General features: G+C 66.3%; 15 protein-coding genes and 2 pseudogenes. 10 read left to right on the forward strand and 7 right to left on the reverse strand.

From position 1 onward, the window contains the following. Positions 1–264: 264 nt before the first annotated feature. A pseudogene (locus H074_RS42370) lies at positions 265–387 on the forward strand (mycothiol transferase); the annotation flags it as partial. On the opposite strand, the gene H074_RS42375 reads toward H074_RS42370, so the two are convergent. The 6 genes and pseudogenes from H074_RS42375 to H074_RS23975 all read right to left on the reverse strand — a co-directional run bounded on the left by H074_RS42375 (position 388) and on the right by H074_RS23975 (position 7,768). After that, on the reverse strand, positions 388–933 hold the full coding sequence (locus H074_RS42375; protein ID WP_083920483.1) for an RICIN domain-containing protein: 546 nt from the start codon (positions 931–933) through the stop codon (positions 388–390). Between the two features lie 193 nt (positions 934–1,126). Continuing rightward, positions 1,127–1,516, reverse strand: coding sequence for a hypothetical protein (locus H074_RS23960; protein WP_039923259.1), 390 nt, complete (start codon positions 1,514–1,516; stop codon positions 1,127–1,129). A gap of 70 nt (positions 1,517–1,586) precedes the next feature. Beyond that, positions 1,587–1,730 (reverse strand): annotated as a pseudogene (locus tag H074_RS41655) (DUF4158 domain-containing protein); the annotation flags it as partial. Positions 1,731–1,881: 151 nt separating this feature from the next. Beyond that, on the reverse strand, positions 1,882–2,106 hold the full coding sequence (locus H074_RS23965) for a TIGR02391 family protein (protein ID WP_152521478.1): 225 nt from the start codon (positions 2,104–2,106) through the stop codon (positions 1,882–1,884). Between the two features lie 293 nt (positions 2,107–2,399). Continuing rightward, positions 2,400–3,002 carry a VOC family protein gene (locus H074_RS23970; RefSeq protein ID WP_152521479.1) on the reverse strand — a complete coding sequence of 201 codons (603 nt, stop codon included), beginning with the start codon at positions 3,000–3,002 and terminating at the stop codon, positions 2,400–2,402. A gap of 1,145 nt (positions 3,003–4,147) precedes the next feature. Next, the gene (locus H074_RS23975; RefSeq protein WP_007032653.1) at positions 4,148–7,768 is read right to left on the reverse strand and encodes an nSTAND1 domain-containing NTPase; all 3,621 of its coding nucleotides are present in this window, start codon (positions 7,766–7,768) and stop codon (positions 4,148–4,150) included. Positions 7,769–8,354: 586 nt separating this feature from the next. On the opposite strand from H074_RS23975, the gene H074_RS40770 reads away from it, so the two are divergent. The 3 genes from H074_RS40770 to H074_RS23985 all read left to right on the forward strand — a co-directional run bounded on the left by H074_RS40770 (position 8,355) and on the right by H074_RS23985 (position 10,995). Continuing rightward, positions 8,355–8,783, forward strand: a complete 429-nt coding sequence (locus H074_RS40770) for an SSI family serine proteinase inhibitor (RefSeq protein WP_161630694.1) — start codon at positions 8,355–8,357, stop codon at positions 8,781–8,783. Positions 8,784–9,130: 347 nt separating this feature from the next. Further along, complete coding sequence (locus H074_RS23980) at positions 9,131–10,396, forward strand: cytochrome P450 (protein WP_007032655.1); 1,266 nt, start codon at positions 9,131–9,133, stop codon at positions 10,394–10,396. An 11-nt stretch (positions 10,397–10,407) separates the two neighbouring features. Next, positions 10,408–10,995, forward strand: coding sequence for a GNAT family N-acetyltransferase (locus tag H074_RS23985; protein WP_039923279.1), 588 nt, complete (start codon positions 10,408–10,410; stop codon positions 10,993–10,995). A gap of 137 nt (positions 10,996–11,132) precedes the next feature. On the opposite strand, the gene H074_RS23990 is transcribed toward H074_RS23985, so the two are convergent. After that, positions 11,133–11,663: a CGNR zinc finger domain-containing protein gene (locus H074_RS23990; RefSeq protein WP_007032657.1), complete on the reverse strand. Its 531-nt coding sequence runs from the start codon at positions 11,661–11,663 to the stop codon at positions 11,133–11,135. A gap of 133 nt (positions 11,664–11,796) precedes the next feature. On the opposite strand from H074_RS23990, the gene H074_RS23995 reads away from it, so the two are divergent. The 6 genes from H074_RS23995 to H074_RS24020 all read left to right on the forward strand — a co-directional run bounded on the left by H074_RS23995 (position 11,797) and on the right by H074_RS24020 (position 18,925). Beyond that, a complete protein-coding gene (locus H074_RS23995) occupies positions 11,797–12,708 on the forward strand; it encodes an alpha/beta fold hydrolase (protein ID WP_007032658.1) in 912 nt (303 codons plus the stop codon). A 320-nt stretch (positions 12,709–13,028) separates the two neighbouring features. Next, positions 13,029–14,450 (forward strand): APC family permease, encoded by a 1,422-nt coding sequence (locus H074_RS24000; protein ID WP_063705442.1) that lies wholly within the window; start codon positions 13,029–13,031, stop codon positions 14,448–14,450. Beyond that, positions 14,447–15,667 carry an arginine deiminase gene (locus H074_RS24005; protein WP_007032660.1) on the forward strand — a complete coding sequence of 407 codons (1,221 nt, stop codon included), beginning with the start codon at positions 14,447–14,449 and terminating at the stop codon, positions 15,665–15,667. Before H074_RS24000 ends, H074_RS24005 begins: the two co-directional genes overlap by 4 nt. Before the next feature lie 11 nt (positions 15,668–15,678). Continuing rightward, positions 15,679–16,680 (forward strand): ornithine carbamoyltransferase, encoded by a 1,002-nt coding sequence (gene argF / locus H074_RS24010; protein WP_007032661.1) that lies wholly within the window; start codon positions 15,679–15,681, stop codon positions 16,678–16,680. A gap of 2 nt (positions 16,681–16,682) precedes the next feature. Further along, positions 16,683–17,660 (forward strand): carbamate kinase, encoded by a 978-nt coding sequence (locus H074_RS24015; protein ID WP_007032662.1) that lies wholly within the window; start codon positions 16,683–16,685, stop codon positions 17,658–17,660. Further along, the gene (locus H074_RS24020; protein WP_007032663.1) at positions 17,657–18,925 is read left to right on the forward strand and encodes an MFS transporter; all 1,269 of its coding nucleotides are present in this window, start codon (positions 17,657–17,659) and stop codon (positions 18,923–18,925) included. Before H074_RS24015 ends, H074_RS24020 begins: the two co-directional genes overlap by 4 nt. The last annotated feature ends 67 nt before the right edge of the window (positions 18,926–18,992 follow it).

An 18,992-nucleotide genomic window follows, 5' to 3' on the forward strand; every position in this document is an offset into this window, starting at 1 on the left:
AGCCGAGCGCCTGCGTAATCTACTGACGACCACATAGGCCATCAGGTGTTGCGAAGACCCCGAGAATCCGCCGGTGCGCTGCCGGGGCCCCTCGACGTCCAGCTGGTCGTGGCGGGGCTGGCTCGATGAAGGCCAATTCCTCTAAGCTTGTCGTTTAACTCCAAGCTGTCGGCGTACTGAGCGAAGCGCTCAAGCGCGTACAACTGAACGTGCTCCTCAGCCATTGGTCCCGTTCGATTGGGTGTTCGGTGGCTTCGAGGTTCGATGCTGCCCAGGGTGTTGTCCGAGTACGACATCCGCCGTCCCCTGACCTCGACGGGAACCAACCTTCTCGGCATGGTCAAGCACCTGACGCTGTCGGAGGCCCGCTACTTCGGTGACCCGTATTCAGGTTGTGCGCCACTGATAGTTGGGGTTTTCTCTCGAGCAGCCAAAAATCTCAACTCCAGCTCCGTTCAGCCTGTTCGCCTCGACAATGGCCAGACACCTGTTGCCACCTGGGTCTATCCGGCTCTTCAGCAGATTGCCATCCCAATACCACTTCTGCCCAAGCCAGTCAGAATGGCAGTCGAACATGTCCACGGACGCGGCGTCACCGGTATTGCCGGCGACGATGTCAAGACACTTGCCAGTCTGGTCGCTGCGAATCCACTCACCGTCCCAGAACCATCGCTCGTTACTCCCACCGTGACAGTCCCACATGGTAACCAACGCCCCGTTGAGGGAGTTTGCGGCCCGGACCTCCAGGCAACGGTTATTCAGGTTCGAGGAGAGCATGAAACCGACCTGCTTGGCCTTGTGAACTACGGCTGTCTTCTCGACTGAGGCAGGTGATGATATTGCGTTCGCCGATGCCGACCCAGTGAAAAACACGCTACTGACCAGGAGTGCGATGACCCCCGTCAGCGTTGCCAATCGATGCGACTTAGTCATAGTTTCCCTCGAAAGTAGTTACCGCAGTTGAATGCGATCTGATTCGATATTGCTCGATCATCTCTGGGCTGCAGTGCGCAAGCTCCTTCCCGTGGGTGAAGTCATGGTCGAATGCCGCCGGGCTTGTGGTCGCCCAGCCATCCGCGCAGGCGGTGACAGCTTCCAGTGGCCCCGCGCACCCACCCAACACGGCTCACTCCTGGCTCTGGTTACGCAGTGGCCGGGCGGCCACGCCGCCGTCGAAGCCGATCGCGCGCAGCACGTCCTGGGTGAACTCGCGCAGGTAGCGATCGGAGGCCGCCGGCATTCCCAGGTCCCCGTGATCGCGGGGAATCGTCTCGGCGCGGGCGGCGCGCAACCTCGCCATCCCGATTCCCTCCCGCGGCAGCGTGCCGACCTGTTCATCGGAGATCGCCGGGTCGCAGGCGATGGTCAGAATCTCTTCCAGCACGTCCACTGCGGACTGCGCGAGCAGGGTGAGCAGGATCGGGTACCGCCGCTCGGGTTCGCGGCGGGTCAGGGCCTGCGCAGTCAGCCGCCGCTCCAGCCCGGCCAGAAACCGGCGCCGTTCGGTGGGCGGCATCGACAGGTCCAGGGTCGTCGGACACGAACCCCAGCCAGGGCAACGTGCACAGCTGCACGGCCACACCGAACACGTTCGCCAGGCCACGGTGGGGTCGGGCGAACAGCTCGTCGGCGTCGGTGAGCGTGAAAAACCGGATCAGCTCGTCCCGGCTGATCTCGGGAAACCGGCGCAGCCGGTCCAGTTCCTCCTCGGAGAACACACGGGTGGCCATCCTGAGCACCTCCGACCGCGCCCATGCTAGGACGGGACTCCCCCGCAGGTCAGCAGCCAAGACAGGCCACCTCAGGCCACCGGCACTTACGCGCCAGCCTCGGCAGCTCAGCCAATCGTTGGTCTTTCCGCCGTTACTACGGGGAGCCCGATTACCGCCTTACCCCTGGCGTCGGCTCCAGCGCTTCGGTCTCATCGGGCTCGTTGCCCTCGGCATGGGCGTTCGGGTTCCGAATGGCGGAGTAAACGCCGCGCGCGAAGTTTCCTGCGCCATCCTGCAGGCTCTTGAAAGAGTCGCTGCCGTCGTCCGCGACGATACGGAGGCGAGGGTGCCCCTGGAATTCATCGACATCGCCCCCCAGGACGAGGAATGACATGCGGATCACCGCAGCTCAACGCACCGCCTTCTACGGCAACCGGCCCTACGCCCACCTGCGCGTCGAGTTCGAACGGCGCCTGCGAACCCTCCAGCAGGCTGGAGAACAGCCCGACCCCCGTGACGCTTGGATCACCCGCCTCAAGAACGAAATCACCGCGCTGAAACACCGACTCACCGAGTCAACCAGCACGATCAACGAACTCGCCGACTTCCAGACCCAAGCTCTCGCTCAACTCGCGGCACAACATGAGGAGATCACGCGACTGCGCGCCACCGTGACCGCTGCCAGCTTCAGTGCAGCACGTGCTCACCGCGAGCGGTCACGATCCCTGCGGCCGCAAGGCGTGGCTCACCGCCAACCATCCGCAGCGGCACATCGACCTCGCCCACCCACTGCCGCAAACAGGACTCGTCGCCGCCGACCTCCAGATACGTCACTCGGCCAGGCGCACAGTCATGTGCTGCCTTGGCATAAGCGCGTTGCCATCCCTCGACACGACCGGCACGAGCAATGTCGTATTCGATGAAGAACGGCCGGCCCCGTTCAACTTCGCCAAGCAAACGCCACCGCCCGGTGTCTCCACCGCCGCACAACGGCTCGATCCCCAAACCTGCCGCGCGAGTGTCGAGATCATCCGGCTCAATCGCCCAGGTGAACAGGCGGTCCCTCTCCGCGGTCACGGCCGCCAAACGCGCCGCAGCCTCACTTGCGCCGGCGTCGGTGGCGGTGACGAGTTCCAGATAAACCGGCGGCTCGAGAGGAATCACCGCGTTGGCCACCCCCGGAACGGGCGATCCGCCAGACACAGTTCCCAGGCCCCACTCGCGACGAAACCGGTCCTTCGCGGCCTCAAGATCGCGCACTCCCAGAAGAACATGATCAAGAAAGTTCATCCTGCAAACAGTAACCAGTCGGCCCTGCACGCCACCACGCGCGCAGTGGGCATCGTCACACCAGGTTGCGCGCAATCCAACACGCCCGAACAAGACAGGCGAAAAACGTCCCTCGCGCAACACACCTGCTCAATGACCACACGAACCGAACCGCACACGGCGATTGCGGAGAGATGGCGGATCTTTGTCATCGATGCCATTCTGAGCGGCCTGCCACCGCATATCGCGCAAGTCATTTTCGATTACAAGTCGATGCGAGCTGCTGGCCAGCACCGAGATGCACGAACCCCGCGAGGAAGAACTTGCCCAGCTCATACGCGACTTCGCCACCCTCTGGACAAGGTGACCAATCAGGAGGACAAGACCGTCCTGACCCGCTACGCGCGCTGGCATCTGATGCCACTGGCCCCACCAAAACGCCGAACGCGACTCCCGGTTCACCATCTACCGGCGTGAACCCTGCGCCGGAAACTGGAGGCCGCCCGCCTATTGCTGGGCTACCTCCGCGGCCGCGACGTCAGCCTGGCCGCCCTCACTCAACCCGTGGTCGACCGATGACTAATCCGCAACCAGCCTCGCCAGGCATACGCCCGCCTGTTGCTGCTGTGGGCGGCCAGCGTCGGCCTTTCCCCGGCCCATGTCGCGATCGGCACCTCGGCCAAGACCGGCGACCGGGAGATCATGAGCGACACTGACCGCGCCCTGCTCGCAGTCAACCTAGAGACCGAGGAGTCGCTCCCGCTCGCCGACCGCGTACCTGGTCCTGCTATACGGGCAAAGCTGCTGGCGCCTGGTGAACCTGAGCACCGATCACGTTCTCGTGCACCCCGACGACCCCGGGATTCTGGGACTGCGCCTGGGCCGTGACCCGCTCTGGTTACGGCCGCGGCGGTCGGCGCTGCTGCAGCGGCTCGCTCGGTTCACTGGAAGATTCTCGCCGACCTCCTCGGCGTCGCCGATACCACCGCCTGCGTCTGGCACCGGGAAACGGCGGCGACCGCGCAAGCTACGTCGCCAGCCGTCTCCGCCGGGCGCATGCCACGAGCATCGAATGAAGCCACCGCTGCGGCCGATCTTCCACCGGCTCGACCGCCGCATTCACACGTACAGATTGATTTGGTCGCTGATCCTGCTGCATCGGGTATTCAGGAGCAGGTGGAATGATAAGGCAGTTCGGGCATGAGCTGCTCCCATTGGACTTTGGTGACAGTCCCAATTAGTTGGCAGTCGCGGGCAGTGACCCGAGCCGGGTCTGGATCCCAGAATCGTATTGTACCGTCGCTGCTGGCGGTGGCCAGGGTCTGGCCGTCGGGACTGAACGCCACCGCAAGGATGTAGCCGGTGTGGCCGGTGAGGATGGCGATCGAATTGTGGCTCGCGACGTCCCACAGTCGTACGGTTTTGTCGTCGCTGCCCGTGGCCAGGGTGCGGCCGTCAGGGCTGAACGTCACCGCGAAGACCCGGCCGGTGTGGCCGGTGAGGGTGGCGATCGGGTTGCGGCTGGCGACGTCCCACAGTCGTACGGTTTTGTCATCACTGGCCGTGGCCAAGGTGCGGCCGTCAGGACTGAACGCCAGCCCAATGATGGGGCCGGTGTGGCCGGTGAGGATGGCGATCGAATTGTGGCTCGCGACATCCCACAGCCGCGCCGTGCTGTCACCACCGGCGGTGGCCAGGGTGCGGCTGTCAGGACTGAACGCCACCCTGGAGACTTCGCTGGTGTGGCCGGTCAGGATGGCGATCAAGTTGTGGCTCGCGACATCCCACAGTCGTACGGTTTTGTCGTCGCTGCCCGTGGCCAGGGTCCGGCCGTCAGGACTGAACGTCACCGCAAAGACGAAACTGGTTTGGCCGGTCAGGATGGCGATCAAGCTGTGGCTCGCGACATCCCACAGCCGTACGGTCTTGTCGTCGCTGCCCGTGGCCAAGGTCCGGCCGTCAGGACTGAACGCCACCCCGGAGACTTCGCTGGTGTGGCCGGTCAGGGTGGCGATCGCGTTGTGGCTCGCGACATCCCACAGCCGCACCATGCCGTTGGCGCTGGTGGTGGCCAGGATCCTGCCATCGGGACTGAACACCACGTCCTGGATAGACGTCACCGGATAGGGGGTAAGTATCGGACCATTCATGTCCCATAGCACCGCGGTGTCGTCGGTGCTACCGGTGGCCAGGGTCCGGCCATCGGGACTGAACGCCACCCCGGAAACCTGGCCAGTGTGGCCGGTGAGGATGGCCGTCGGGTTGCGCCCAGCCACATCCCACATCCGCACCGTGGTATCAGTGCCGGCGGTGGCCAGGATCCGGCCATCCGGACTGAACGCTGCCCCAATAACGGCACCGGTGTGGCCGGTCAGGGTGGCGATCGGGGTGCGGCTGGCGACATCCCACAGCCGTACCGTGCTGTCGTCACCGGCGGTGGCCAGGGTGCGGCCGTCAGGACTGAAGGCCAGCCCGTAGACCTGGCCGGTGTGGCCGGTCAGGGTAGCGATCGGATTGTGGCTGGCGACATCCCACAGCCGCACCGTGCTGTCATCACCGGCGGTGGCCAGAGTCCGGCCATCCGGACTGAACGCCACCCAGAAGACGAAACTGGTGTGGCCGGTCAGGGTGGCGATCAAGCTGTGGCTGGCGACATCCCACAGCCGCACCGTGCTGTCACTACCGGCGGTGGCCAGAGTCCGGCCATCCGGACTGAACGCCAGCCCATAGACCCGACCGGTGTGGCCGGTCAGGATGGCGATCAAGTCGTGGTGGTTGGCGACATCCCACAGCCGTACGGTTTTGTCGTCGCTGCCCGTGGCCAGAGTCCGGCCATCAGGACTGAACACCACCGCAAGGACATCGCTGGTGTGGCCGGTCAGGGTGGCGATCGAATTGTGGCTGGCGACATCCCACAGCCGCACCGTGGAGTCCCTGCTAGCAGTGGCCAGGGTCCGGCTATCAGGACTGAACGCCACCCCAGCGACTTCGCCGGTGTGGCCGGCGAGTCGGGTGGTGAAGTACTGGCTTTGGCTGCTGAGCAGCGCGCTACGGGTCTCGACCTGGGCGGGGGCATAGTGGAAGGCTTCGACGGCCAGCAGCATCGACGCATCCGGTTGGCCTTTGGCAGCCAGCGTGGCGGATTGGGCCACCAGCTTGCCGACCAGGGCGGTCCGGCGTTGGTCCAATGCGCTCTGGCGTTGCTGGATGGCCACCCCGGTAGCGGCCAACGCCAGCACCAACAAGGCGGCCAACGTGGCGACCAGGAGGCGCTGGCGTCGGGTGCGCTGGCGGGCAGCCTGGTCGCTGACGTTCAGGAATTGCTGTTCGAGAGCGTTCAGGTGGGCGCGCTGCTGGGGATCGTTGACCCAATCGCGGGCCAGGTTCAGGCGGGTACCGCGATAGAGGGCACCGGGGTCCCGGTCCAGAGTGTCCCAGGCCTGCGCGGCGTCGGTTAGTTGTCGGTGGATCCGTAAGCCATCGCGGTCTTCGGTCAGCCAGTCCCGTAACCGCGGCCAGGAGCGGATCAGCGCCTCGTGGGCGATCTCCACACTCTCGGCGTCCACGGTGAGCAGCCGGGCCCGGGCCAAGGCCTCCACCACGGCGGTGGTGGTGGGGTTGTCGTGGTCGAGTTCGCCGCGATCGATGCGTCGCTTGGTGTCCTCGGTGCCCTCCCCCAGGGCGACCAACCGACCGAAGACTTGCCGGGCCAGGTGCTGCTGCTGGTCGTCCAGGCTGGCGTAGGCCTGTTCGGCGGTGCGGGCGATGGCGCGGTGCATCCCGCCGGCGGCATCGTATCCGGCCAGGGTGAGAGCGTTGCCGCGGCGGCGTCGCCAGGTCTGCAACAGGGCGTGGGAGAGCAGCGGCAGCACCCCGGGCTGGCCGGTGGCATCGCCGATCAGCCGGGACACCAGCGCGCCTTCGACGCTGTAGCCGAACCGGATCGCCGGTCCCGTGATGACCGCGCGCAACTCGTCGGTGCTCATCGGCCCGACCAGCACCTGCGCCTCCCGCAGCGCCTCCACCAGCTCACGGTGCTGGGCGCAGTGGGCGTAGAAATCCGCCCGCACACCCAGCACCACCCGGGTGCGGCTGCCGGGCTCGCGCACCGTCTCCAGCAGGGTGGTGATGAACCGCTCCCGGATGGCGAGGACGGGGCAGAGGGTGAACAGCTCCTCGAACTGGTCCACCACCAGCAGCACATCAGTCTCCGGAGGGCGGGCATCCAGTGTCCGCTGGAGCCGTGATTCCGGCTCGGCCCCGGGAGTCATCAGCACAGTCGCGTATTCCTCGCGCACCGCTGGAAGCAATCCCGCGCGCAGCAGGGACGATTTACCTGATCCGGACGCCCCGAAGACCGCCAAGAACCGCTGCCGGTTCAGCTTGCTCACCAGTTCGGCGACCAACTGCTCGCGGCCGAAGAACCGATCGGCGTCCTCCGGGGTGAACACTGCCAAGCCCACGTACGGCACCGGAGCATCCGCCAGTTGAACCTCGGTGCTGTCCTCCAGTGCCTTCGGTGCGGCCTCGGCGGCTACCTCCCGCCATCGCGCCTCCCACTCCTGTTCGTCGCCCCCGCAGGCCCGCACGTAGGCCAGGGTGACCGCCAGGCTGGGCAGGTCACGGCCCCCGGCCGCCTTGGCCAGCGTCGCCGGTGAGTAGTGCGCGCGCCGCGCCAACTGCCGATACGTCGGGCTGCCCACCTTCTCCCGCAGTCGGCGCAGCTCCCACGCGAACCGTGGCACTACTCCCGCGTCCGGGTCCAGGGGACCTTCCGGCCGTGGCATCCCTCCTACTCCTCTGGCCCCGGTCGCACGGGGTTGTCTCGCGTTGTTTCCCTAGCTCGCAGTCCGACACGAAACAACCTCCCAGGCGGTACATCTGGTTCCAGGGCAACCTCAGCCCGATACCGCCAGGGAGGGACCGCTGGTGAACAGAACAGACACACCACATGAGGCACAGGCGGCAGCACGACCATCGCCGGCACCCGCCCAGCTAGCCCACACCCAACCCCAAAGACCGCCATAGCCCTCGCTATACACCCGGACGGCCGCACGGTGTCCGGCGGTTACTCGCCGCGGACGAATGTTGGCCAACCCCGCGTTCCGCGTGGACACACCCACTGTACGAAGTGCCTACAGGAACGCGGACACAGCAGCTGGCTCAACCCCGCGGCGACCGGCTCCGGGCCGCAACGGAGAGCACCAACGATGGGGTTGCCGACCGCACCGGCCCGCGGCGCGCCACGTCTTCGGCAAGCGAACCGGCCAGGAGTCAGTCGCCCGGGTCCAGCATCGCCTCGAACCCGTCATCAACCCGAACGAACAGACCAGCGGACACAACCTGCCTTCGCGCGAACGCGAGGAGAAAATCATGAGACAAATGATGTCAAAAATATCCATTATTGCCACCACCGCGGCCATGATGATCAGCGGGGTGAACGCCTCCGCCGCCGGGACCAGGAGCACGGATTCTCCCGGTTTCGCTGCAGGGTCACAACTTTTTCTGACGGTCGGCAAAGGAACGGGCAACACACCCCTGGGTGCGGTGAGAACGCTGACGTGTGACCCCGACGGCGGCAGCCATCCGCACGCCACCAAGGCATGCGACAGGCTAAGAGAGGTGGACGGCGACTTCAGCAAGTTGCAGCCGAAAAACAACCCCGTTTGCCCAACGCTTTGGTCACCAGTCACCGTTACCGCAATCGGGACGTGGAAAGGCCGCTCCATCGGCCCCTGGCAAAAGACTTATGAAAATAAGTTCTGTTTGCACGCAGCCACCAATCCTGTCTTTGAGTTCTGATCGACTTCGCGTGCTGGCGCGTCGAGGGGTCACGCCAGCACGCTTCTTCCATGAAGCATCATGGTCGCCCGGCGCCGTGTTGATGCGCCGGGACACAGAGGGGTGAAATTGAAAGGAGGTGAATTAATATGGTCACCTTCACCAGGGTCGCGTTCCGACGGCTGGTCGGCCGGACGTCGGGACACGTGCTCGGCGTCTACCACCACTACATCTACTGAATCTCGTGAGCCGCCTGACGTGTGCGGCCGGGGCGGCCGGCATGGATATCCGCCGGCCGCTCTCCATCTGAGGAGGATCTCATGCCATCGGGTCCAGCCGTTCTTCCCGGCCCTCGCGGACGGATTCTAGTGGGCAACCACTACGACTACGAGCGCGACCGTCCCGGATTCCTACGGGACTGCCAGCGTCGTTATGGCGACGTATTCCGTTTTGGCCCGAACGCGGTGGTCCTCGCCGATCCGGAACTGATCCACCAGATACTGTCGGACACCGGTACCGCCTTCACGATGGCCACCCGCCCCGGCCAGGATGTCACCGAGCTCATCGAAGATGAACATATCTGGATGCAAGCACGGCGGCGTAGCGCGCAATCACTGGGACGGAGAGTTCTGTCCGCGCATGGGGCCCGGCTGCGGCGGACGTTCGCTGCGGGGTTCGCGGCGGTCGCAGGTCAGACCATCGACGTGCCCAAGGCCGCCCAGGAGCTCTGCGGTCGAGCGGCGGTCGATTTCTGCCTCCACGACGCGGCCGAGAGCGTCGCGCCGGCCGCTGCCATGCTCAACCGGCTGGCCCTGGCCGACATCGAACGCCCCCGGCGTGCCTCCGGGTGGCTACACCTGCCGTGGCAACGACGGCTGCGGGCATCCGATCGGGACACCCTGGAGATGCTCACCCGGACCGTGCTGGCCCGGCAAAGCCACCCACAACCGGCGACGCCACGGGACATGCTGGACGTGCTGCTCGCTCCCGGCAATCGCCGGCCGATGACAACTCGGGAAATCGCTCGCCTCCTGCGGCTCGTGCTGTCTGCCTCACACGGTGTTCCAGGCGCCGCCCTTTCCTGGATCGTCCATGAACTGAGTGCGAGACCCCCGATACTGACCGACGTGCGTGCCGAATCAGGCGCGCTGCCGGAACTGGTCGATACAGCGAACTCTCGCCTGATGCCGTTCACGCGTGCCGTGGTGCTCGAGGTCTTACGGCTGCGCCCACCCACATGGCTACTCGGCCGCACCGCTGCGCAACCGACCATGCTGGGCCGGTGGGCATTGCGGCCCGGTGAACGAGTGCTGTTCAGTCCGTATCTGGTCCACCGCGACCCGCGCTGGTGGAAGCGTCCCGATGAGTTCAACCCCCACCGTTGGCTGGCCGCTGACCCTCCGCACACCGCACGAGCGTACTTCCCCTTCGGCGCCGGCCCCCGGGTATGCCTTGGCGCACAGCTCGGCCTCCTCCAACTCATGATCGCCACCGCGCAGCTTGCCGCTGGATACGACCTCGAACCAGTCGACGCCACCGAGATGGTCCCCCATTTCGGGGCGCTGCTCGTACCGGTAGGACTTCAAGCCCGCCTGCGACCCTCACATGATCCTCAACTGCAGCACGAGATATGAGGTTGGTGCAGATGCCCAGTAAAAGCGCCGCGGCCTTCTTCCGCCCCAGATACCCGATTCTTTCACCGCGGGTCCTGTTGCGCCCGTTCACCGAAGACGACCTCGAGCCGCTCCACGACATGCAATCTCAGCCTGAGGTCGCCCGGTTCGTCGAGATGTACCGGCAGCCACCGTCCCGAGAACAAGTGTGTGCGGCTCTTGCATGGCGGATGCGGAACACAGCGTTGAGTCAGGAAGGAGACGCGCTGATGCTCGCCGTGGAGTCGAAAAGCCGCCACGTTCTGGTCGGCGAGGTCATCCTCTATTGGTTGGACGAACAACACCGGCAGGGCGAGCTGGGGACGATCTTCAATCCGCGCTACCACGGCCAGGGTCTGGCTACCGAAGCGGTCACGGAGATGCTGCGACTCGGCTTCGAGTCGCTCGGCCTGCGGCGCATCATCGCGCGCTGCGATGTCCGCAACACGCCGGCGACCCGGGTCGTGGAACGAATCGGGATGCGCCGAGAAGCCCTGCTCCGGGACTGCTCGTTCGTGGAAGAGGCCTGGCACAGCGAATACCTGTACTCAATACTGTCCGCGGAATGGGCCGGCCGGTGACCGAGGCGGCTCAGTCCGTACCACGAGGTTGCCCAGATGCGCCCGCGCGGCCGGCGCGTACACCTGGTCGAACAGTCGGGGCATCCCGCCGGCACGAGTGGTGTTCAGGTCGTCGATGCTGTCCGCGCGGCCGGCCCCTAGCTTGAGCGTTCGCGGTGATAGTGGCGGGCGGCCTTTGCCCGGTTGCCGCAGGCGGTCATCGAGCACCACCGTCTGGCGCCGTTGCGGGTCGTGTCTTCGAAATACAGCGTGCAGCTCGGATAGGCGGAGCAGCGCTTGATTCGTTCGGGGCGCGCGCGGAGCAACATCAGGTAGTTGTAGGCCGCGAGCCAGGCAGGCCGCCATTCCGGCTGCTCGACCTCGATCACGTCCGCAGGACGGCCTTGCCTCGACTCCGGCCGCAGGCGCCCCCGGTCCAGGACCGCGTTCAGCGCGCGCTCGGGCGCCCCGGTGGGCGTGTCGAGCACCTCGCGCAGAACAGACCGCGTGTGACGTAATGGTTCCTCCGCGCCCGGCGTATCAGGAATGCCGTGTTCCGCCAGCCAGGCACCGACTCCTCCCGATTCGTCGAAGACATCTCGCCGGCCATCGCGTTCCGGCCACGTGGTGTTCAGCAAGTCGAGGGCGAGGGGTTCGCCGTTCAGGGGGCGTTGCAGCACACCGGTCATCCTACCCTCCGTCCACGTGTTGACAGGTTAGGTCGAACCATGCTCTAGTCTAACCGTCATCAAGTAGTTAGACGGTTAGAAATCGACTGCGCCACAACCCGTCAGAGATCCGACTCCGAGGAGCATCATTTCCATGCCTGAAACCATCCAGTCCCCCGTCGAGAAAGCCGGGCCAGCGGGCAGCGCCGTGCATCACCGCACCGCGATCGTCGACGGCAGGCGCGTGTTCTACCGGGAGGCCGGCGATCCGGCAGCGCCGACAGTCGTGCTCCTGCACGGCTTTCCCACCTCCTCGCACATGTTCCGCTCGCTGATCCCGGCGCTGGCCGACCGCTATCACGTCGTCGCGCCCGACCACATCGGCTTCGGTCACTCCGACGCCCCGTCCGTGGATGAGTTCGACTACTCCTTCGAGAGGCTGACCTCGATCACGCTCGGGCTCCTCGACGCGCTCGCGCTGGACCACTTCGCTCTGTACATCCAGGACTACGGCGCACCCATCGGGCTTCGTATAGCCAGTCAGAGCCCGGAGCGGGTCACCGCCCTGCTGGTGCAATCCGGCAACGCCTACGTCGAGGGCTTCACCCCGTTCTGGGACGTGCTGTTCGCTCACGCCAAAGACCGCCGGGCTCACGAGGCGGAGGTGCGTCGCCTTCTGGAGCCCACGGCGACCCGCTGGCAATACACCCACGGCGTGCCCACCGACCGCTCGGATCGGCTCACCCCGGACACCTGGACCCTCGACCAGGCTCTGCTCGACCGGCCAGGCAACAAGGAGGTGCAACTGCAGCTGTTCTGGGACTACCAGTTCAACCTCGACGCCTACCCGGCCTTCCAGCAGTACTTCCGCGAGCACCGTCCGCCGACGCTCATCACCTGGGGCGAGCACGACGAGATCTTCGGCGCGGATGGAGCTCGCGCGTTCCTTCGCGATCTACCCGAGGCCGAACTCCACCTTCTCGACGCCGGGCACTTCGCCCTCGAGACACATGGCCCGGAAATCGCAGCCCTCATCCGTGACTTCCTCGACCGCACCTTGCGCTGACCACCGGTCGATGGTTCGCCGGGACGAACGCCTTCCGGCGAACCACCACGTCCTCGGACGATGAGAAGCGTGCGGCGGTGAACAGCGGCATCGACTCGGCCTGGCTGCGCATCCCTGCACCGGTCACCGCCGCCGACCTGGGGGACGCCGACATCGAAGGACTCACGGGAGTGGCTGTGGACCCCGGCGACCGGGGACTTTCGGCACCCACGCCCTTGTCCGGCCTTTCGGCCTGTTTGCCGCGGACCTAAGCCCCATGGCTCCGCCGCGCCGACCGTAGATGCTCGAAGTGGACCTACGAGCGTCAGATCGGAAGAGTGATGGCAGAGCAGGAACAACCGGATGGAGCCGGATCAGCTGCCCCTGCCCCGACGAGCGGAAAGGAGTTCTCGAACCAGTTCGGCTTGCCGACCGCGACGGCGCTGGTGGTCGGTTCGATCATCGGCACGGGCGTGTTCGCCCTACCCTCGTCACTGGCCCCCTACGGCCTGTCGAGCCTCTTGGCCTTCGCGCTGGTCACGATCGGCGCCCTGGCCTTGGGCCTGGTGTTCGGCTGGCTCAACAAACGGGTTCCGGGCTCGGGCGGGCCGTACCTGTACGCACGGGACGCCTTCGGCGAGTTCGGCGGGTTCGTCACCGCATGGGCCTATTGGCTGACCGTCTGGGTGGGCAACGCCGGTATCGCGGTCGCCTGGGTCGGCTACGTGGAAGTGTTCGTCAACAAGGATCACAACCCGTGGTGGTCGATCGCCATCGCACTGGTCGGGCTGTGGCTGCCCGCCGCCATCAACATCTCCGGAGTGCGGAACCTCGCGTGGTTCCAGATCGTCACCACGATCCTCAAGTTCGTGCCGCTGGTTTTCATGGCGACCATCGGGCTGTTCTTCATCAAGGCCGACAACCTCGGTTCGTTCAATCCCAGTGGGCTGTCCTGGGCAGGTGCCATCTCCGCGGCGGCCGCGATCGCGCTGTTCAGCTACCTCGGCCTGGAGACGGCCTCGGTGGCCGCCGGACGCGTCCGCGACCCGCGGCGCAACGTCTCCCGGGCCACCGTGCTCGGGACCCTGGTCTGCGCCGTCGTCTATGTCCTGGGGACCGTCACGGTGTTCGGCACGGTCGGACAGCAGACGCTGGTCGACTCCACGTCACCGTTCTCCGATTCGGCCACCGCCATCTTCGGGGCGAGCTGGGCCGGGCAGGCCATGGCCGTGGTGGCGATCGTCTCCGGGCTCGGCTGCCTGAACGGCTGGACGTTGATCTGCGCCGAAATGCCGATGGCCGCGGCCCGTGACCGGCTGTTCCCGACCCAGTTCGCGAAGCTGAGCAAAAAGGAGATCCCGGTGTTCGGCATCGTGGTCGCCACCGTGCTGGCGTCGGCGCTCACCGCGTTCGGCTACTGGAGCTTCCAGTCCGTGTTCACCAACGTGGTGTTGCTGAGTGTGTTCACCGCAGTGATCCCTTACCTGTACTCCGCGGCCGCACATCTCTACTGGCTCATCGTCGAGGGCCGCGCGCTGAACTGGCCGCATCTGGTGCGCGACCTGGTAGTGACCGCCTTCGCCCTGGTCTTCGGTTTCTGGGCCCTGGCAGGCAGCGGCTACCAGGCGGTGTACTACGGCGTGTTCGCCTTCTTCCTCGGCATTCCCGTCTACGTCTGGATGAAGTTCCAGCGCAAGGAGTACGGCGAAACCCCGGTTTCCCCCGCTCGATACACCGAGGACGACACGCAGGAGCGATCATGACTTTCGCCGTTCATTCGGAGGTCGGCCGGTTGCGACAGGCCATCGTGCACCGCCCCGGACTCGAACTCACCCGATTGACCCCACGCAACATCGGCGAACTGCTCTTCGACGACGTCCTCTGGGCCAAGCAGGCGAAGCAGGAGCACGACGCGTTCGCCGAAGCCTTGCGCGACAAAGGTGTTCATGTGCACTACTACGGTCGATTACTGGCGGAAACGCTCGCGCTGCCCGAGGGCCGGGCCTTTGTGCTGGACCGGGTGTGCACGCCCGAAATCCTCGGCCCGGCGCTGGCCGCACCGCTGCGTGCCCTGTTCGACGACCTCGACGGGGACGACCTGGCCGAGTACCTGGTGGGCGGAGTCCTCAAGGCCGATCTCCGGCCGCTGCGAGCGCGGAGTCTCCGCTGGGAGACCCTCGCCGCCGACGACTTCATCCTCCCGCCGTTGCCCAATCATTTGTTCCAGCGTGACGATTCCTGCTGGGTGTACGGCGGTGTCTCGATCAACCCGATGGCGAAACCCGCGCGACAACGTGAATCCCTGCACACTCGGGCCATTTACCGTCACCATCCGATGTTCGCCGGTGCCGGGTTCCCCACTTACTACGGTGACGACGACGTCAGCCACCAGCCGGCCACCGTCGAAGGCGGCGACGTGCACGTACTCGGCGAGGGCGCCGTTCTCATCGGCATGGGAGAGCGCACCACGCCCATGGCCGTCGAGATCCTCGCCAAGGCCCTGTTCTCCAGCGGACAGGCACACACCGTCGTCGCCGTGGAGCTCACGCACTCCCACGCCACGATGCACCTGGACACGGTGATGAGCATGGTCGACCGTGCCACCTTCGTCGTTTACCCCTACTTCGACCGGGACGCCCGCAGCTGGACCATCACCGAGGGAGAAGAACCTGCCGCCCTGAGCGTGCATGCCAACCGGAATCTGTGGCACACCCTCGCCGAAGTCCTGAAAGTTCCCGAGGTCACCCTGCTCAGCACCGACGAGGACAGCCGGGCCGCCGAGCGTGAGCAATGGGACGACGGTACGAACTACCTTGCTGTCGCCCCGGGGGTCGTCCTCGGCTACGAACGCAACGTCGCCACCAACACCATGCTGCGCAAGCACGGCATCGAAGTCGTCACCATCGCCGGGAGCGAACTGGGACGCGGCCGTGGCGGGCCCCGTTGCATGACCTGCCCGATCGACCGCGACCCGAGCTGAACGGATCCGAAATGGCCTTCAACCTGCGCAACCGCAGCTACCTCACCGAACTCGACTTCACCAAGGAAGAACTCGTCTTCCTGCTCGACCTGGCCGCCCAGCTCAAGTCCGCCGCCTATGCCGGGATCACGCAAAGCCGGTTGGCCGGCAAGCATTTGGCGCTCGTCTTCGAGAAGCCCTCCACCAGGACCCGATGCGCGTTCGAGGTCGCCGCCGCGGAAGAAGGGGCGACCACGACCTACCTCGGCCCCCAGGACGCCCATCTGGGACACAAGGAATCCGCCCGCGACACCGCTCGCGTGCTCGGCCGCATGTACGACGGGATCGAGTACCGCGGCCACGATCAGGCCACCGTCGAAGAACTGGCCCGGTACTCAGGTGTCCCCGTCTACAATGGACTAACCGCGGCCGGCCACCCCACGCAATCGCTCTGCGACGTGTTCACCATGCGCGAGCACAGCACGAAACCCCTGCAGGAGAGCACTTTCTGCTATCTCGGCGACACCCGCAACAACGTCGCCCGCTCCCTGCTCGCGATGGGCGCCAAGCTCGGCATGGACGTCCGGCTGGCCGGACCGCGCGCACTCTGGCCGGATGAGGAGCACCTGTCGGCCTGCCTGCGAGAAGGCGCGGTCAGTGGCGCCCGGATCACCGTCACCGACGACGTCGACGAGGCCGTGGCGGGCGCGGACTTCGTTTACACCGACGTCTGGGTGTCCATGGGCGAACCCGCCGGCACCTGGCATGAGCGGGTCACGCTGCTGGCGCCGTACCAGGTCACGGCGAAGACACTCAGCGCCACCGGCAACCCCGGTGTCCGGTTCCTGCACTGCCTGCCCGCGTTGCACGATCGCGACACCGAGGTCGGAGCCGAAGCGTTCAAGGAATTCGGGCTGGACGGCGTCGAGGTCACCGACGACGTCTTCGAATCCCCGGCGTCACTGGTGTTCGAGCAGGCGGAGAACCGGATGCACACCATCAAGGCGATCCTGGTCGCCACCCTGGGGAGCTGACCATGCGGATCCTCGTCGCACTGGGCGGCAACGCACTGCTTCGCCGCGGCGAACGACCGGACGCGGACCTCCAGCAGGTCAACGTGCTCGCCGCCGCCGCGGCCATCGCGGAACTCGCCACCGAGCACGAAGTCGTGCTCACCCACGGCAACGGCCCCCAGGTGGGAATGCTGGCGCTGGAAAGCGCCGCGGACCCCGCACTCACCCGGCCCTATCCGCTCGACGTCCTCGGCGCGCAGACCCAGGGAATGATCGGCTACCTGCTCGGCCAGGCACTGCAGAACGTCGTTCCCGGCAAGCAGGTCGCCACGCTGATGACGCAGACGCTCGTCTCCGTCGCCGATCCCGCGTTCACCGATCCCACCAAGTTCGTCGGCCCGGTCTACACCGACGAGCAGGCCGCGACGCTGGCCACCGAACGTGATTGGACCCTGCGCCCGGACGGCTCGTCCTGGCGCAGGGTCGTGCCCTCGCCCCGACCGCAGCGCGTGGTGGAGACGCCGGTGATCCACGCGCTCGTCGGGGCCGGAACGATCGTGGTCTGCGCCGGCGGGGGCGGTGTCCCCGTGGTGCGGGACGAACACACCGGACGGTTGCGGGGTGTCGAAGCCGTCGTCGACAAGGACCGGACCGCGGCTCTGCTCGCCGAAGCGCTGGACGCCGACGCGCTGCTGCTGCTCACCGACGTGCCCGCGGTCATCGACGGCTACGGCACCCCGCACGCCACTCCGATCCACCACACCACACCGGCGCGACTGCGGTCCCGCGATTTCCCCGCCGGTTCGATGGGTCCCAAGGTCGACGCCGCCTGCCGCTTCGTCGAGCTCACCGGGAAAACCGCCGCCATCGGCGCACTCGACTCACCCGTCGCGATGCTGCGCGGCACCGACGGCACCGTCATCACACCCAGCGGTAAGCCGTGCTCCTCCACCGATGAAACTGGAATACGACCCACGAACGATGGACCGAGACGCCGATGAACTCGACGAACCGCGCCAAGATCGGTAAACGGGCAGCGCCCGGACCGCGCTCACGACCACCGGCCGCCGGGAGCCCGGTCGGGACCGGGCGGCGGATGCTGATGCTGTGCCTGGCCACGCTCGGCTTCGCGATCAACTTCTGGGCCTGGGCACTGCTGAGCCCCCTCGGACCATTGTTCAAGGACTCCCTGGACTTGAGCGCGTTCCAGCAGGCTCTGCTGGTGGCGGTGCCCGTGGTGGTCGGGTCCGTGGGACGGATCCCGGTGGGTGCGCTGACCGACCGGTTCGGCGGCCGGGTGATGTTCCCGGCGATCTCCGCGCTGACCATCGTGCCGGTGCTGTTCCTGGGACTGTTCGGACACGGGTCGCTGATGGCGCTGCTGATCGGGGGATTCTTCCTCGGCTTGGGGGGAACCACGTTCGCGGTGGGTGTTCCGTTCGTCAACGCGTGGTTCCCGCCGGAGCGGCGAGGGCTGGCCATCGGGATCTACGGCGCGGGTATGGGTGGAACCGCGATCAGCGCCCTGACGACCGTGCGACTGGTGGACGCCGGCGAAGTCGCGACACCGTTCGTGGTGACCGCGGTGGGCTTGGCGGTCTACGCCGCCGTCTCGGCCGTGCTGCTCCGGGACGCTCCCGGCCGGATCGTGCCGACCGAGCCGGTGACACGCCGCGTGGCCGACACCGCGCGGCTGCCGGTGACCTGGCAGGCGTCTTGGTTGTACGCGGTGGCGTTCGGCGGCTATGTGGCGTTCTCGGTCTACCTGCCCGCCTACCTCAAGACCGCCTACGGGCTCACTCAGGCCGACGCGGCCAACCGGATGGCCGGCTTCGTGCTGCTCGCAGTGGTGATGCGGCCCGTCGGTGGCTGGTTGTCCGACCGGTCCGACCCGATCCGGGTACTCGCCGGGGTTTTCGCCGTGGTCACCGCCGGCGCGGCGGTACAGGCGTTCACCCCGTCCTTGATGCCGGTGGGCACGATCGCGTTCCTGTCCATGGCCGCGGCGCTCGGCGCCGGCAGCGGAGCCGTGTTCGCGCTGGTCGCGTTACTGACGCCAGGGAACAAAGTCGGGTCAGTGACCGGTGTGGTCGGCGCCGCCGGCGGCCTGGGTGGCTTCATTCCCCCACTCGTCATGGGCGCCCTGTACGGCGCGTTCGGCTCCTACGCCCTCGGACTGGCCACGCTGGCCGTGGTCGGCGCCGCCACTCTGGTCTTCACGATGACCACCGTGCGGCGGTCACACGTGGCGTCCAATGGCCACTGAACACGACTGCGACACCGCAACTCGGCCACTACGCTCGAAACGGCCCTGAAGCACGATCCCGTCCCGG

The sequence above is a fragment of the Amycolatopsis decaplanina DSM 44594 genome, from assembly GCF_000342005.1.
GTDB lineage: Bacteria > Actinomycetota > Actinomycetes > Mycobacteriales > Pseudonocardiaceae > Amycolatopsis > Amycolatopsis decaplanina.

What these genes read in the sequence shown, in the direction of transcription:
- H074_RS24005 (WP_007032660.1), top strand. Translation starts at nt 14,447, where the DNA reads ATGACTTTCGCCGTTCATTCGGAGGTCGGCCGGTTGCGACAGGCCATC.
- argF (WP_007032661.1), top strand. Translation starts at nt 15,679, where the DNA reads ATGGCCTTCAACCTGCGCAACCGCAGCTACCTCACCGAACTCGACTTC.
- H074_RS40770 (WP_161630694.1), top strand. Translation starts at nt 8,355, where the DNA reads ATGAGACAAATGATGTCAAAAATATCCATTATTGCCACCACCGCGGCC.
- H074_RS23990 (WP_007032657.1), bottom strand. Translation starts at nt 11,663, where the DNA reads ATGACCGGTGTGCTGCAACGCCCCCTGAACGGCGAACCCCTCGCCCTC.
- H074_RS23985 (WP_039923279.1), top strand. Translation starts at nt 10,408, where the DNA reads ATGCCCAGTAAAAGCGCCGCGGCCTTCTTCCGCCCCAGATACCCGATT.
- H074_RS42375 (WP_083920483.1), bottom strand. Translation starts at nt 933, where the DNA reads ATGACTAAGTCGCATCGATTGGCAACGCTGACGGGGGTCATCGCACTC.
- H074_RS23960 (WP_039923259.1), bottom strand. Translation starts at nt 1,516, where the DNA reads ATGCCGCCCACCGAACGGCGCCGGTTTCTGGCCGGGCTGGAGCGGCGG.
- H074_RS24015 (WP_007032662.1), top strand. Translation starts at nt 16,683, where the DNA reads ATGCGGATCCTCGTCGCACTGGGCGGCAACGCACTGCTTCGCCGCGGC.
- H074_RS23970 (WP_152521479.1), bottom strand. Translation starts at nt 3,002, where the DNA reads ATGAACTTTCTTGATCATGTTCTTCTGGGAGTGCGCGATCTTGAGGCC.
- H074_RS24000 (WP_063705442.1), top strand. Translation starts at nt 13,029, where the DNA reads ATGGCAGAGCAGGAACAACCGGATGGAGCCGGATCAGCTGCCCCTGCC.
- H074_RS23975 (WP_007032653.1), bottom strand. Translation starts at nt 7,768, where the DNA reads ATGCCACGGCCGGAAGGTCCCCTGGACCCGGACGCGGGAGTAGTGCCA.
- H074_RS23995 (WP_007032658.1), top strand. Translation starts at nt 11,797, where the DNA reads ATGCCTGAAACCATCCAGTCCCCCGTCGAGAAAGCCGGGCCAGCGGGC.
- H074_RS23965 (WP_152521478.1), bottom strand. Translation starts at nt 2,106, where the DNA reads ATGTCATTCCTCGTCCTGGGGGGCGATGTCGATGAATTCCAGGGGCAC.
- H074_RS24020 (WP_007032663.1), top strand. Translation starts at nt 17,657, where the DNA reads ATGAACTCGACGAACCGCGCCAAGATCGGTAAACGGGCAGCGCCCGGA.